The 14,745-nt window shown below is 70.3% G+C and carries 13 protein-coding genes; 9 read left to right on the top strand and 4 right to left on the bottom strand.

The window, feature by feature from the left end; genetic code table 11:
* The first annotated feature begins 172 nt into the window (after positions 1-172).
* On the top strand, positions 173-3,727 hold the full coding sequence (gene dnaE, locus ACFPZ3_RS29270; RefSeq protein ID WP_379517471.1) for a DNA polymerase III subunit alpha: 3,555 nt from the start codon (positions 173-175) through the stop codon (positions 3,725-3,727).
* Positions 3,724-4,062: a DUF6300 family protein gene (locus ACFPZ3_RS29265; RefSeq protein WP_379517470.1), complete on the top strand. Its 339-nt coding sequence runs from the start codon at positions 3,724-3,726 to the stop codon at positions 4,060-4,062. The genes dnaE and ACFPZ3_RS29265 overlap by 4 nt, the downstream gene beginning before the upstream one ends.
* Positions 4,063-4,197: 135 nt before the next feature.
* Here ACFPZ3_RS29265 and ACFPZ3_RS29260 read toward each other — a convergent pair whose 3' ends face one another.
* The gene (locus ACFPZ3_RS29260) at positions 4,198-4,584 is read right to left on the bottom strand and encodes a cupin domain-containing protein (RefSeq protein ID WP_379517481.1); all 387 of its coding nucleotides are present in this window, start codon (positions 4,582-4,584) and stop codon (positions 4,198-4,200) included.
* 59 nt (positions 4,585-4,643) lie between these two features.
* On the opposite strand from ACFPZ3_RS29260, the gene ACFPZ3_RS29255 reads away from it, so the two are divergent.
* Positions 4,644-5,276, top strand: coding sequence for a pyridoxamine 5'-phosphate oxidase family protein (locus ACFPZ3_RS29255; protein WP_379517469.1), 633 nt, complete (start codon positions 4,644-4,646; stop codon positions 5,274-5,276).
* 16 nt (positions 5,277-5,292) lie between these two features.
* Here ACFPZ3_RS29255 and tcuA read toward each other — a convergent pair whose 3' ends face one another.
* Positions 5,293-6,756, bottom strand: a complete 1,464-nt coding sequence (tcuA, locus tag ACFPZ3_RS29250; RefSeq protein ID WP_379517468.1) for an FAD-dependent tricarballylate dehydrogenase TcuA — start codon at positions 6,754-6,756, stop codon at positions 5,293-5,295.
* 89 nt (positions 6,757-6,845) lie between these two features.
* On the opposite strand from tcuA, the gene ACFPZ3_RS29245 reads away from it, so the two are divergent.
* The 6 genes from ACFPZ3_RS29245 (at position 6,846) to ACFPZ3_RS29220 (ending at position 12,462) form a co-directional block, all read left to right on the top strand.
* Positions 6,846-7,850: a Bug family tripartite tricarboxylate transporter substrate binding protein gene (locus ACFPZ3_RS29245; protein WP_379517467.1), complete on the top strand. Its 1,005-nt coding sequence runs from the start codon at positions 6,846-6,848 to the stop codon at positions 7,848-7,850.
* On the top strand, positions 7,847-8,371 hold the full coding sequence (locus ACFPZ3_RS29240) for a tripartite tricarboxylate transporter TctB family protein (protein WP_379517466.1): 525 nt from the start codon (positions 7,847-7,849) through the stop codon (positions 8,369-8,371). The genes ACFPZ3_RS29245 and ACFPZ3_RS29240 overlap by 4 nt, the downstream gene beginning before the upstream one ends.
* A gap of 2 nt (positions 8,372-8,373) precedes the next feature.
* Positions 8,374-9,885 carry a tripartite tricarboxylate transporter permease gene (locus ACFPZ3_RS29235; protein ID WP_379517465.1) on the top strand — a complete coding sequence of 504 codons (1,512 nt, stop codon included), beginning with the start codon at positions 8,374-8,376 and terminating at the stop codon, positions 9,883-9,885.
* A 33-nt stretch (positions 9,886-9,918) separates the two neighbouring features.
* Positions 9,919-10,569 (top strand): GntR family transcriptional regulator, encoded by a 651-nt coding sequence (locus tag ACFPZ3_RS29230; RefSeq protein WP_379517464.1) that lies wholly within the window; start codon positions 9,919-9,921, stop codon positions 10,567-10,569.
* 84 nt (positions 10,570-10,653) lie between these two features.
* On the top strand, positions 10,654-11,859 hold the full coding sequence (locus ACFPZ3_RS29225) for a cytochrome P450 (RefSeq protein WP_379517463.1): 1,206 nt from the start codon (positions 10,654-10,656) through the stop codon (positions 11,857-11,859).
* 9 nt (positions 11,860-11,868) lie between these two features.
* Entirely contained in the window at positions 11,869-12,462 is a 594-nt protein-coding gene (locus tag ACFPZ3_RS29220; protein ID WP_379517462.1) for a TetR/AcrR family transcriptional regulator, read from the top strand.
* On the opposite strand, the gene ACFPZ3_RS29215 is transcribed toward ACFPZ3_RS29220, so the two are convergent.
* Positions 12,448-14,130: an MFS transporter gene (locus ACFPZ3_RS29215; RefSeq protein WP_379517461.1), complete on the bottom strand. Its 1,683-nt coding sequence runs from the start codon at positions 14,128-14,130 to the stop codon at positions 12,448-12,450. The genes ACFPZ3_RS29220 and ACFPZ3_RS29215 overlap by 15 nt on opposite strands.
* Before the next feature lie 10 nt (positions 14,131-14,140).
* Positions 14,141-14,608 (bottom strand): hypothetical protein, encoded by a 468-nt coding sequence (locus tag ACFPZ3_RS29210; RefSeq protein WP_379517460.1) that lies wholly within the window; start codon positions 14,606-14,608, stop codon positions 14,141-14,143.
* Between the last annotated feature and the right edge of the window lie 137 nt (positions 14,609-14,745).

Below are 14,745 nucleotides of genomic sequence, written 5' to 3'. Positions count from 1 at the left end.
TCCCGCCCCCTTGTGACCGGGCCGGAGACCCGTCGGTCACGGATCTTGTACGGAGCGTCGGCAACAGGGCGGCAACAACGTGCCGGAGGCCCGGGTGCCGCGCCACGGGTGCCCCACGAAACGCAATAGGCTCGTCCGGTAAGACTGTCCGGGGCGATCGTTAGGGGACCGGGTGAGCAAGTCCTTCGTGCACCTGCACGTACACACCGAATACAGCATGCTGGACGGCGCGGCGAAGCTGAAGCCGCTGTTCAAGGAGGCCGAGCGGCTGGGAATGCCGGCGATCGCCATGAGCGACCACGGCAACATGTTCGGTGCGTACGAGTTCCAGAAGGTCGCGTCGGGCTCGCCGGTCAAACCCATCGTGGGGATCGAGGCGTACGTCGCGCCGGAGAACCGGTTCGTGAAGAAACCGGTCTTCTGGGGGCAGCGGGCCGAGACCGGGGTGGCCGACGGCGAGGGCGGCAAGGACGTCTCGGGCGGCGGCCGGTTCACGCACATGACCATGTGGGCCAAGGACGCCGACGGGCTGCGGAACCTGTTCCGGCTGTCGTCGCTGGCGAGCTTCGAGGGCTACTACTCCAAGCCGCGCATGGACCAGGACCTGATCTCGCAGCACGCGTCCGGGATCATCGCCACGACGGGCTGCCCGTCGGGCGCGGTGCAGACGCGGATCCGGCTCGGCCAGTACGACGAGGCGGTCAGGGTCGCCGGCGAATACCAGGAGATCTTCGGCAAGGAGAACTACTTCCTGGAGCTGATGGACCACGGGATCAGCATCGAGCGGGACGTCCGGGAGGACCTGCTGCGGCTGGCCAAGCAGCTCGACATCCCGCTGCTGGTCACCAACGACTCCCACTACGTGACCGAGGACCAGGCCGACGCGCACGACAGCCTCCTGTGCGTGGGCGTGGGCAAGAACAAGGACGACCCGAACCGGTTCCGGTTCAACGGCTCCGGCTACTACCTCAAGTCGGCCGAGGACATGTACTCCCTGTTCCCCGAGATGCCGGAGGGCTGTGACAACACGCTGCTGGTGGCCGAGATGATCGGCGACTACGGCGACGTCTTCCGCCAGGTGGACCGGATGCCGGACTACCCTGACGTGCCCGAGGGCGAGACGCAGGAGTCGTGGCTGCGCCAGGAGTGCGAGCGCGGCCTGGCCATGCGCTACGGCGAGCCCGTCCCGGCCGAGGTGCTGGAGCGCTACGAGACCGAGATGAAGGTCATCGGCCCGATGGGCTTCTCCTCCTACTTCCTCGTCGTCGCCGACATCTGCAAGTACGCCCGCGACAACGGCATCGCCGTCGGCCCCGGCCGTGGTAGCGCCACCGGTTCGATCGTGGCCTACGCCACCCGCATCACCGAGCTCGACCCGCTGGAGCACGGCCTGCTGTTCGAGCGGTTCCTCAATCCGGAGCGCATCAACCCGCCGGACGTCGACCTCGACTTCGACGACCGTCATCGGGACCGCATGGTGGCCTACGTCACCGAGAAGTACGGCAGCGCGTACACCGCGCAGGTCAACACCTTCGGCACGATCAAGGCCAAGGCCGCCGTCAAGGACGCGAGCCGGATCCTCGGCTACCCGTTCGCGATGGGCGACAAGATCACCAAGGCGATGCCGCCGGACGTCATGGGCAAGGGCGTACCCCTCTCTGACATCTTCAACGAGGACCATCCCCGCTACAACGAGGGCACCGAACTGCGCGCTCTCTACGACAACGACGCCGACGTCAAGAAGGTCATCGACACGGGCCGCGGCATCGAGGGGCTGATCCGCGGCACCGGCGTGCACGCGGCCGCGGTGATCCTGTCCTCGACGCCGCTGCTTGACCTGATCCCCATGCACAGGCGGGACAAGGACGGCGTGGTGATCACCGGGTTCGACTACCCGTCCTGCGAGGACATGGGTCTGGTCAAGATGGACTTCCTGGGGCTGAGGAACCTGGGCATCCTCGACCACGCCATCAAGATCATCAAGCAGAACCGGGGCATCGAGCTCGACACGCTGACGATGCCGCTCGACGACGCCAAGACCTACCAGCTCCTGGCCCGCGGCGACACCCTGGGCGTGTTCCAGCTCGACGGCGGCCCGATGCGGCAGTTGCTCAAGCTCATGGAGCCGACCCGGTTCGAGGACATCGCAGCCGTGCTCGCCCTCTACCGGCCCGGCCCGATGGCGGCCAACGCGCACACCAACTACGCCCACCGCAAGAACGCCCGCCAGGACATCGAGCCCATCCACCCGGAGCTCAAGGAGGCGCTCGAACCGATCCTGGGAACCACCTTCCACCTGCTCGTCTATCAGGAGCAGATCATGGCCGTGGCGCGGGAGCTGGCCGGCTACACCCTCGGCGGCGCCGACATGCTGCGCCGCGCCATGGGCAAGAAGAAGAAAGAGGTCCTGGACGCCGAATGGGACAAGTTCTCGGCCGGCATGCAGGCCAACGGCTACGGCGACGAGGCGATCAAGGCGTTGTGGGACGTCATGGTGCCCTTCTCCGGCTACGCGTTCAACAAGTCCCACACCGCCGGCTACGGTCTGGTCGCCTACTGGACCGCGCATCTGAAGGCCAACTACCCCGCCGAGTACATGGCCGCCCTGCTCACCTCGGTCGGTGACGACAAGGACAAGGCGGCCATCTACCTGGCCGAGTGCCGCAAGATGGGCATCCAGGTGCTCCCGCCGGACGTCAACGACTCCCAGCTCGACTTCGTCGCCGTCGGAGACACCCAGGTGCGCTTCGGCATGGGCGCGGTCCGCAACGTGGGGGAGAACGTCGTCGATGGCATCGTGAAGTCCCGCACGGAGAAGGGCCGCTTCACCGACTTCAACGACTTCCTCGGCAAGGTGCCGCTGACCGCCTGCAACAAGAGGGTCATCGAATCGCTGATCAAGGCGGGCGCGTACGACTCCCTCGAACACCCGCGCAAGGGCCTGCTCATGATCCACGAGCAGGCCGTCGAGTCCGTCATCGACATCAAGAAGAACGAGGCGCACGGCCAGGACTCGTTGTTCGGCGGCCTCGCCGACGACGGCGACGACGAGGTGTTCTCCATCGCCATCCCCGACGGCGAGTGGGACAAGAAGACCAAGCTGGACTTCGAGCGGGAAATGCTCGGTCTCTACGTGTCCGACCACCCCCTGGCCGGCACCGAACGCCTCCTGGCCAGGAACCGCGACACCGCGATCGCCGACCTGCTGGACAGCGGCCGCGACGACCGCGGCGACGTCCAGGTGGCCGGCCTGGTCACCAAGGTGGACCGGCGGGTGAACAAGGCGGGCAACACGTGGGCCATCCTCACCGTCGAGGACATGGACGCCGCCGTCGAGTGCCTGTTCTTCCCGCGCAACTACGAGCTGTACGGGCCTGAACTGCGGCCGGACATCGTGGCCTCCGTACGCGGCCAGATCAACAACCGCGACGGCGCCATCTCGATCTTCGCCCAGGAGATGACGCTGATCGACGTGTCCGGCGTCAACAGCGAGAACGGCGCCCCGATCACCCTGCTCCTGCGGGAGGAACGCATCACCCCGAACCTGCTGGATGAGCTGCGGCAGGTGCTGAAGACCCACCAGGGCCAGGTGCCGCTGCACATCAACCTGCGACGGCCGGCGGGCAAGGTGATCATGATGTCGCTGCCGGAATGGCCGGTCAACGCCGCGCCGAGCTTCGCCGCCGACATCAAGGCCCTGCTCGGGCCGGAATCGATCTCGCTGTGACCCGCCGCATCGACGTCATCGCCACCGACGACGCCCCGGCGTGCCCGCGCTGCGGCGGCGAGTCCCTCCTGTACGCGCGGGCGCCCCACACGTGGACCAACACGGCGGGCGAGCCGGTCAACGGCTACACCGGTGTGGTGCTGTGCCCGGAGTGCGACGCGTCGACGCCGCACGCGGCCCCGCTGATCACCTGGTTCCACGTCAACGGTCAGGCGGACGAGGAGGACGAGGGCTTCGTGAGCCTGCTGGTGGCCTGGGCGACCAGCATCTTCGTGCCCACGCTCGACGAGCAGGCGCTGGACGACGAGATCGACCGGTGGCGGCGCGACCTGTAACCCGGTTCACGCCGGACCCGGGCGGCGGTCAGATCTGGCCGCCGCCCCGGTTCGTACGGACGATCAGATAGACGAGGTACGGCGCCCCGAGCACGCCGGTGACGACGCCCACCGGGTAGCGGGTGTCGAACGCGATCAGGCCGACGGCGGCCGATCGCCGGGGTCGTCCCGTACGGCGTCGGCGATCGGGCGCAGCAGGTCGGAGGTGGGCACGTGCAGGAGCAGCTCGTGCGAGGAGGGGGTGAGCACGTCGAGCACCATCGCCTCGGTCACCGCCCGCGACCCGGGCGCCAAATCCGTGCCGGCCAGCCGCTCCAGCAGCGTGGGGGTGATCGTCCAGGCGCGCGACCCCACCACGGCCGTGGACGCGCCCCGCTCGTTCCAGAGCAGCTCGTGGAAGGGGTGGGAGTGCTCGTTCCAGGTGGTGTCGCAGGCGAAGGACTCGCTCCAGGTCAGGATCGCGTACGGCATCTCGACCCGCCCCGCCGCGAGGGCGGGCAGCGTACGCGTCTGCCTGGTCACGGAAGGACACGGTACTGACAGCCTCGACGCCGCTCAATGGTTAGGCTTACCTTAGCCACGTGACAGATCCTTCTGAGATTCGTACGGTGAGCACCGAGGCCGAGCTCCGCGAGATCGTCAAAGATCCGCCGCAGACCATCTGGGACAAGGACATCGCCCGGATCGACGAGCACGCGCGCACGATCATCGCGCACTCGCCGTTCGTGCTCCTCGCGACCTCCAGCTCGGACGGGATCTGCGACGTCTCGCCCCGGGGCGACCCCGCCGGATCGGTGCTGGTCCTCGACGACCACCGGCTGGCGCTCGCCGACCGGCCGGGCAACCATCGGCTCGACAGCTTCCGCAACGTGCTGGACAACCCCCACGTCGGGCTGCTGTTCCTCGTACCGGGGATGAACGAGACGCTGCGCGTGAACGGCCGCGCGACGCTCGTGTCGGACGCGCCGTTCTTCGACGACCTGATGGTCCAGGGCAAGCGGCCCCGGCTGGCGGTCCTCGTGGACGTCGAGGAGCTGTACATGCACTGCGCGAAGGCGTTCCTGCGCTCGTCGTTGTGGGATCCCGAGACCTGGCCGGAGCGCAGGAGCCTGCCCACGCTCGGGCGGATCGCCAAGGACCACATGGGCCTCAAGATTCCCGCGAAGGCCATCGACGCCGGTCTCGCCCTGGACTCCAAGATGAACCGCTACTGACGGCTCCCGGGGTGGGTCAGGCGCGTGAGCCGGCGCGGCGGCCGAAGACCGCGCCGGAGGTGAGGCCGGTGCCGCCCGGGTAGTTGCCGCTGAACAGGCCGCCGAGCATCTCGCCGCAGACGAACAGGCCGGGGATGGGCTCGCCGTCGCCGCGCAGGACCTGGCCGTGGGTGCCGGCGCGCAGGCCGCCGAAGGTGAAGGTGATGCCGCAGGTCACCGGGAACGCGTAGTACGGGGCGCGCTCCAGCGGGATGGCCCAGTTCGACTTCGGCGGCGTCGTGCCGGCCGCGCGGCCGTCGAGCACGGACAGGTCGAGGGGGACCGACCGGTCGATCGAGGCGTTGAACTCCGTGACGGTCCCAAGCAGCGCCGCCGCGTCCACGCCCATCCCGGCGGCCAGTTCGTCGAGGGTGTTCCCGGTGACGACGGAGGCGCCGGGCATGTCGTACTCCTCGACCCGCAGTTCGGGCCGGGTGGTGGCGTCGAAGAGCTGGAAGGCCAGGCCGCCCGGCTGGGCGAGGATGCGGGCGCCGTACTTGGCGTAGGTGAGGTTGCGGAAGTCGGCGCCCTCGTCGAGGAAGCGCCGGCCCTCGGCGTTGACCACGATGCCCAGCGGGTACCCGCCACGGGTGAGCTGGTTGGTGAGCTCGCGGTTGCTCTCGTTCTCCTTGTGCCAGGCGTCCCAGGCGACGCTGTGACAGGTGCTCCAGTCGCCGTGCGTGCCCGCGCCGGCGGCGATGGCCGCGGCGAGCATGTCACCGGTGTTGTACGGCGTCCCGCGCACCTTGGCCAGGTGCCAGCCCTCGCCGAGGTGCTCGCGGCGCATGTCCGCGTTGGCTTCGAACCCGCCGGCCGCGAGCACCACCGATTCCGCGTGGACCACGCCGTCGCGGCCCTCGGCGTCCTCCCAGGCGACCCCGCGGCCCCCGTCGAGCGTGAGTGAGCGGGCCCGAACGCCGTAGCGGATCTCCACCCCGGCCTGCCGCGCCGCCCGAGTGTGCTGCTCGATCAGGCCCTTGCCGCCGCCGGTGCTGCCGACGGCCAGCCCGCCCCAGAAGACCTGCCGGCCGTCGCCGTCGGGGTAGGCCTGCCGCTCGTACATGAGCCGGAAGCGCAGCCCCTTGCCGTGCAGCCAGCGTAGGGTCGCGGCGCTCTCGCCGATCAGCACCTCGGTGAGCGCCTTGTCGTTGCGGTCGCCGGTGACCTTGGCCATGTCGGCCGCGAAGTCCGCCGCCGAGTAGGAGGGCAGCACGGTGACGGCGTGCCGGTCGTCGGGGTCGAGGAGGCCGGCGACGTCGGGCAGGCCGTCGTGCGCGACGCGGAAGGCTCCCGCGGTGTAGTAGCTGTTGCCGCCCGGCTCCTCCGCGGGGCCCCGCTCCAGCAGGAGAACGCGGCGTCCGCGCTCGGCGGCGGCGTGCGCGGCGCTGAATCCGGCGTTTCCGCCACCGACCACCACGACGTCGAAAGCGTCTCGTTGCATCGTGCTCTCCAAGTCTTGTTCTCAATTGCATATGAGTGTATACAGTCGTACACCATAGAGTCTGACAATGGGATTCGGGGAACGGTGAGATGACTCTTCTCAGGCGGTGGGCCGCGCTGGTGGTCGCGCTGCTGGCCACCGGCGCGCTCGTCGCGACCGCGCCGGCGGACGACGAGCGGGCCGGCTCCGCGCTGGCCCAGGCGCTCGACGGCAGGCAACTGCGGATCATGGCGCCCGCGGCCCCCGGCGGCGGATGGGACCAGACCTCGCGTGAGATGCAGGGAGCGCTGCGCGACCTCGTCGGCCGCAGCGAGGTGTACAACGTCGCGGGGGCGGGCGGCACGATCGGCCTCAGCCAGTTCGTCCGGCTGAAGGGCGACCCCAGCCAGCTCATGACGACCGGCCTCATCATGATCGGCGCGGTCGAGACCAACGACTCGCCGTACACGCTGGCCGAGACCGTCCCGCTGGTCCGGCTCACCACCGACTACCAGGTCGTGGTCGCCGCGGCGAAGTCCCCGCTCAAGGACATGAAGGCGGTGGCCGACGCGATGCGGAAGGATCTGCCCGCCGTGTCGATCTCCGGCGGCTCGGCCGGCGGGGTCGAGCAGATCCTCGCCGGGCTGACCGCGAAGGCCGTCGGCGTCGACCCGGCGAAGGTGAGCTACGTGGCCCACTCCGGCGGCGGCGAGGCGCTCACCACCCTGCTCTCCGGCCGCTCCACCATCGGCATCTCCGGGGTTTCCGAGATCATGCCGCAGATCAAGGCCGGACAGGTGCGCGCGCTCGCGGTCTCCAGCCCGAAACGGCTGCCCGAACTGCCCGACGTGCCGACGCTCCGCGAGACCGGGCTCGACGTGGAGTTGCAGAACTGGCGTGGCGTGGTCGCGCCGAAAGGGATCACCCCTGAGCAGGAACGCGCGCTGGAGCAGGTGCTGCTCGACATGACGCGTACCAAGGAGTGGAAGGCGGCGCTCGCCGACCGCGGCTGGGGCGACGCCACGCTGGCCGGCCCGGAGTTCGAGGAGTTCATCCGGTCGGAGCAGGACCGGGTGGCACAGGTTCTCAAGGAGATCGGATTGGGACGGTCATGACCACGGACACGAATGAGCAGGTGAGCGACACCGCGGAGCCCGAGCAGGACCCGAGCTGTGACCGCCGGACCGCGCTGAGCTCCCTGGCCTTCGGCGGCCTCATGGTCGTGGCCGGGCCGGTGATGATCGCGAACGCGAGCGGGCTGCCCGCCGACGGGAGCGCGATGGGTCCCGCGGTGACGCCGATCGCGCTCGGCGTCCTGCTCGCGCTCACCGGGTTCTGGCTGGTGCTGCGCTCCCTGCGCGACCTGCGCTCGGCCACCCGCGGACGACCGCTGCGCCGTCACGCCGCGCTGCGGGTGGGGGCGCTGGCCGCCGTGCTCGTGGCCTTCGCCCTGCTGCTGCCGGTCGTCGGCTACGTGGTCGGCTCGACCGGCCTCTTCGTCGCCACGGCCCTGCTGCTCGGGGGGCCACACGGCTGGCGGCTGTACGCCTGCGGATGGTCGCTGGCGGCGATCGCCTTCGTGCTCTTCGACCGGCTCATCGGGCTCACCCTGCCCACCGGACCCTGGGGGTTCTGACAATGGAGCAGATCACGCTCCTCCTGGAGGGCTTCGCCGGCGCGCTGACCCCGATGCACCTGCTGTGGGCGCTGATGGGCGTCACCATCGGCACGGCGGTCGGCGTGCTTCCCGGCATCGGCCCCGCGCTCACCGTGGCGCTGCTGCTGCCGATCACGTTCCGGCTGGAGGCGTCGAGCGCGCTCATCCTCTTCGCCGGCATCTACTACGGCGGCATGTACGGCGGATCGACCACCTCGATCCTGCTCAACACGCCCGGCGAGAGCGCCTCGATCATCGCCGCGATCGAGGGCAACAAGATGGCGCGGGCGGGGCGCGCGGCCTCGGCGCTGGCCACGGCGGCGATCGGCAGCTTCGTGGCCGGCACGATCGGCACCGTCGGCCTGACCTTCCTGGCCCCGGCCGTCGCCGGCTTCGCCACCAGCTTCGGGCCGCCCGAGTACGTCGCCCTGATGGCGGTCGCCTTCACCACGGTCAGCGCGCTGCTGGGGCCGAACCTGCTCAAGGGCCTGGCCAGCCTCCTGGTGGGCCTGACCATCGGGCTGATCGGCATCGACTCCCAGACCGGGCAGCCCAGGCTGGTGTTCGGGGTGGACTCCCTGCTCGACGGCATCGACGTGGTCATCGTCGTGGTCGCCCTGTTCGCGCTGGGGGAGACCTTCAGCCGCGTCATGAGCGGCCTCGGGCACTCCACCGTGCAGCCGTTGCGCGGGCGCGCCGTGCTCTCCCGCGCGGACCTGCGCCGGTCTTGGCCGGCCTGGCTGCGCGGCACCGCGCTCGGCTTCCCGATCGGCAGCCTGCCCGCCGGCGGCGCCGAGATCCCGACGTTCCTCAGCTACACGGTGGAGAAGCGGCTGTCCCGGCACCGTGAGGAGTTCGGCCGGGGCGCGATCGAGGGGGTGGCCGGGCCGGAGGCGGCCAACAACGCCGCCGCGGCCGGGGTGCTCGTGCCGCTGCTGACGATCGGCCTGCCGACCTCGGCGACCGCCGCGGTGATCCTCACCGCCTTCCAGTCGTACGGCCTGCAGCCCGGGCCCGCGCTGTTCGAGGAGTCGGGGCCGCTGGTGTGGACACTGATCGCCAGCCTGTACGTCGGCAACGTGATGTTGCTGGTGCTCAACCTCCCGCTGGCGAAGGTGTGGGCCAGGTTGCTCACCATCCCGCCCTACGCCATCTACGCCGCCGTGCTCATGTTCGCCGCGCTCGGCGCGTACGCCGCGGGGGGCACCGCGACGGACCTGATCGTCCTGTGCGTGCTCGGGCTGATCGGACTGCTCATGCGGGAGGCGGGCATCCCGCTGGCCCCCGCCGTGGTGGGGCTGATCCTCGGCCCGATCGCCGAGCAACAACTGCGCCGCGCCCTCATCCTGTCCGAGGGCGACCCGTCCATCCTGGTGTCCGGCCCGATCACCGTGGTGCTCTGGGTGGCGGCGGTGTTGTCGCTGGTCATCCCGGTGGTGCTGCCGATCGTCCGCAGACGCCGCAGCACGCTCGCGGGCACACAGCGGTCATGACTGCATACAACGGTATGCTCGCCACCTGAGCGGATGCGATGTGAGGAGGGCCCCCTGTCCGAGGTCTACGACCGGTTGCGCGCCGAGATCGTCGACGGCACGCTGGCTCCGGGGGCGGCCCTCGTCGAGACCACGCTCGCGGAGCGATACGGCACCAGCCGCACCCCCGTTCGCGAGGCGTTGCGCAGGCTCCAGCAGGACGGCCTGGTCGAGCGCGCGGATCGCGGCATGCGGGTGCGCACGCGTAGCCCCGAGGAGATCCTGGAGATCTACGAGGCGCGGATCGCCCTGGAGGCCACGGCGGCGGCGGGCGCGGCCCAGCGGCGCAGCGACTTCGACCTCGTCCGCATCAGCCGCGCGCAGAAGACGATGACCGCCACGCCGGCCTCGGACCCGGCGGCGATGGCCGAGTCGAACCGGGCGGTGCACGAGGCGATCTGGGCGGCCAGCCACAACGGCACCATCGTCGACCTGCTCACGCGCCTCAACAACCACCTCACCCGATACCCGTGGACGACGTTGTCGATGCCCGGGCGGTGGGAGGAGGCCATCGTGGAGCACGCGGAGATCATCGACGCCATCGAGAAACGTGACTCCGACCGGGCCTACGAGCTGGCGCGCGAGCACATGACCAAGGCGCGCGAGCTCCGGCTGCGGATCTACGGAGACGACGCGACCGCCTGATTCGGACTCGTTGACTTATTGACCCGAGGTCATCAATACTGACCTCAGGTCAATAGTTGTCGGAGGGCGAAGATGAATGAGGCAATGGGTCTCCAGCTGGTCGGCGAGCTGCTCGAACCGGCGTCGAGAGCCGACCCGTACCCGATCTACGCGCGGCTCCGCGCTCTCGGTCCGGTGTGGATCGAGCCGATGCGGACCGTGGTGGTGACGGGATATCGCGACTGCGAGCGGCTGCTGCGCGACCCGCGGCTCAGCGCCGAGCGGCAGCACACCGGCTCCACGTCCCACGAGGACCTCTACCCCCCGGACGCGCCGTCCTCAGTGCGGCAGCGGTGGTTCCTCTCCCAGGACCCCCCGGACCACACGAGGCTGCGGCGCCTGGTCAGCAGCGCCTTCACCGCCCGTACCGTCGCCCGGATGGAGCCGTCCATCACGCGCCTGGTGGACCAGTGCCTCGATCGCGCGGGAGACACCTTCGACGTGCTGTCCGACTTCGCGCATCCCCTGCCGGTGATGGTGATCTGCCGCATGCTCGGCGTCCCGCTGGCCGACGAGCCGTTGTTCCGCCGGTGGTCCGCTCAGCTCACCCGGCTGCTCGACGGGTTCTCGGCCGATGGGGGCGAGGACGAGGAGTGGCTGGCCGGCATGGTCGAGATGCACCGCTACGTCAACGACCTCGTCGCCGGCAGGCGTGCCAGGCCGCGCAGCGAGGACCTGATCTCCGACCTGATCGCCGCCGAGGACGGCGGTGACCAGCTCAGTCACGACGAGCTGGTGGCCACCGTCGTCCTGCTGCTGGTGGCGGGGCACGAGACCACGGTCAACCTGATCGCCAACGGCGTGCTCGCCCTGCTGCGTCACCCCGGCCAGTTCGCCGCCCTGCGCGCCGACCCCGGCCTGGCGCCCGCTGTCGTCGAGGAGGTGCTGCGCCACGACCCGCCCGTCCAGCTCACCGCCCGGGTCGCGAGCCAGGCCATGACGATCGGGGAGGTGCACGTGCCGGCCGGCGACATGGTCATCCTGCTCCTGGCGGCGGCCAACCGGGATCCCGACGCGAACCCGGACCCCGACCGGTTCGACCCGCATCGTGCCCAGGTGCGGCACCTGGGCCTCGGCCAGGGGGCGCACTACTGCCTCGGCGCGCCGCTGGCCAGGCTCGAAGGCCGGGTGGCGCTGGCCAGGTTCGCGCAGCGCGTACGGGGAGCCGAGCTCGTCGCGGACCCGCCGCCGTACCGGGAGCACATCAACCTGCGCGGCGTCAGCGAGCTTCTCATCGCGAAGGTCCACTAACCTGATGCCGTGGTTGTTTCCCGGGCTCGCCGCCGTCTCTCCCCCGAAGCCAGGCGCATCGAGCTGATCGAGGCAGCCACCCGGCTCCTGCAGTCCGGTCAGCAGGTGACCAACTGGGTCCAGGCGGTCACCGCCGAGGCGGGCGCCGCCAAGGGCACCTTCTACGTCTACTTCTCCTCGTGGGAAGAGATGCTGACCGCCATCCGAGACCGGTTCCTGCGCGGTTATGTGGACCGGTTCCAGGAACTCGCCGAGAGCACCGAGCCGGTCGACTGGTGGGCCACACTCGACGCCGAATGCGCCGCGGCCATCGACACCATCGCCCGGCCAGGCGGGCTCCACGACGCCATCTTCCACTCCACCGCCGCCCTCGGCCCCTCCGACGCCGATCCCGACCTCATCGCCGCCATCGCCAAGGGGCTGCGCCGCGGCATGATCGACGGCGCGTTCCGCGACGTCGATCCGCACATCGCCGCCTCGCTGCTGTTCACCGTCCTGCACAGCGCCGCGGACGCGATCGCCTCCGGTGAGGAAGCGGAGCGATGGCGGCAGGCCGTACGCGACCTCACCCACCACTGGCTCGACCCGTCACCGGGGCAGTAGCCGGATCAGGGCCAGGCCCAGCAGCGCGGCGAGCACGTGATACCAGACGGCCACCTTCAGGGCGAGGGTGAAGGACTCCTGCCTGGCCGCCGTGATCTCCTGCTCCAGGTTCTCCAGGACCCGGACGGCGGTGCCGGGCGGGATCGCCTCCGGGCGGCCCATGGCGGCGAAGCAGGCGGGCGGCGGCAGGAACGAGTTGCGGGTGTCCACCCGCTCGTCCACGCAGTCGCGCAGCGCGATGACCGCCGCGGCCTGCGTGCGGGCGGGGACGACCTCGGCGGCGGCGACCTCGGCGCGGAGCCGGGGGACGAGCGCGTCGGCGCGGCCCGCCGCCTGGGCGGACAGGACGGTGAAGAAGAGCGCGCCCACGATGGCGACGCCCGCGGCCGCTCCGACCTGCATCATCGTGTTGATCACGCCGGAGGCGGCGCCCGCGTCCCGCGCGGGGACGCGGGCGATGACGGTGTCGAGCAGCACCGGCGTGATGGCGCCCACACCCAGCGCCGTCAGGATCATGGCAGGTCCGACCACCCAGGGGGTGATCCCGGTGCCGACGAGGTGCAGGGTGAGACTCATCCCGGCCATGCCGAGCGCCATCAGCAGCAGGCCGGCGCCCAGCAGCCGCCGCCCCAGACGTGGCGCCAGCCGGACGGCGAGGCCGCCCGCGACGATCACGCCCGCCGACCACCACAACAGCGTGACGCCCGTGCGCAGCGGCGAGAACCCCAGCCCCGTCTGCAGGTGGATGACGAAGACGAAGAAGAACGACGACACCTGTGAGAACAGCAGGAAGGACAGCAGCAGCCCGCCGGTGAAGGCGGGACGCCGGAAGAGCGGCAGCGCCACCAGAGGCGAGCCGTCCCGCGCGGCCTTGGCCAGCTCATAGCGGGCGAAGGCCGCGAACAGCGGCAACGAGCAGGCCATGGCTACGAACCCGGCGACCGGCCAGCCCGTCTCGTGGCCCTGCACCAGCGGATACAGCAGCAACATCAGCGCGGCCGCCAGCAGCCCGGCGCCGATCAGGTCAAGGCGCTGCGACTCGCGCTCCCGGGAGTCGCGCAGCAGCACGGACGCCGCCGCGAAGGCCAGCAGTCCCGTCGGCACGTTGATCAGGAAGATCATCCGCCAGCCCAGGCCGAACAGGTCCGCCTCGATCAGGAGCCCGCCGGTGATCGGCCCCAGGACCGTGGCCAGGCTGGTCACGATGCCGTACAGGGCGTAGGCCGGACCGCGCTGGGCTTCGGGGAGCTCCACCCTGATCACCGACAGCACCTGCGGGATCATGATCGCCGCCGACGCGCCCTGGAGGACACGGGCGCCGATCAGCATGGCAGGAGTGAAGGCCAGGGCGCAGGCGATCGAGGCCACGGTGAAGCCGGCGACGCCCGCGAGGAACATCTTCTTGCGGCCGACGATGTCGCCGAGCCGGCCACCGATGACCAGCAGGACGGCGAAGGCCAGCACATACGCGGCGACCACCCACTGCATCGCGGAATTGCCCGCGAACAGGTCGCGCTGCATCCGCGGGATGGCCACGCCGACGATCGTCGCGTCCAGCAGGTCCATGAACGTCGCCAGCAGGGTGATGCCCACGGCGAGCAGGGCGCGCCGACCGGCCGCGACCGGGGGCGACGTGCCGGAGCCGGGTGGATGAGTCGTCGTTGTCACGGCATGGCTCCTAGAAGACTCCGGAATGGGTGGCGGAAAGGTAGGCGGCGAAGTCGGGGGTGTGCTGGGAGGCGACGTGCCGTACCCAGGCGTCCCGTTCGGCGGCGATGGCGGCCAGCTCCCAGACGCAGGCCGTGGCGTGCGCGGGGGCGGGTCGCCAGGCGGCGGGATCGTCCCAGCCGGACAGCCAGGTCCTGGAGTGCAGGATCACCTTGTTGCGGCTCCACCAGGCGACGACCACGTAGCAGCCGTCGGCGTCCTCGTGCACCACGGTGAACGCGTACGACGGCTCGGCGTCGTACGCCGGCGGCAGGGTGCGGCCGGCCGCCACGCGGGCCGCTTCGAGGACCTCCTCTGGCGGGCGTTCCCGGGTCGCCGAGATGCCATAACCCTTGACCGTCCATCCGCGCAAACGGTGACGGGGGAGGGCGACCGTCGTGCGCGGCGCGTAAACAAGCGGCCTTTCGCCTACTGTCATGGCCGGAGACTAACGAATGCGGCAACCGCTGGAAAGGCCGCCTTTTGCCGGCCACAAGCGACTCTCTAGTGAGCGACCAGAGCGCGTTGCGAGTATTGCTGTCATCGGTCCCCAATGCCGCTGCGCGACAGCTTCTG

The organism is Nonomuraea insulae (genome assembly GCF_042656245.1).
Note: the sequence above shows the minus strand (reverse complement) of the source record. Positions and strands in the feature narration are given on the sequence as shown.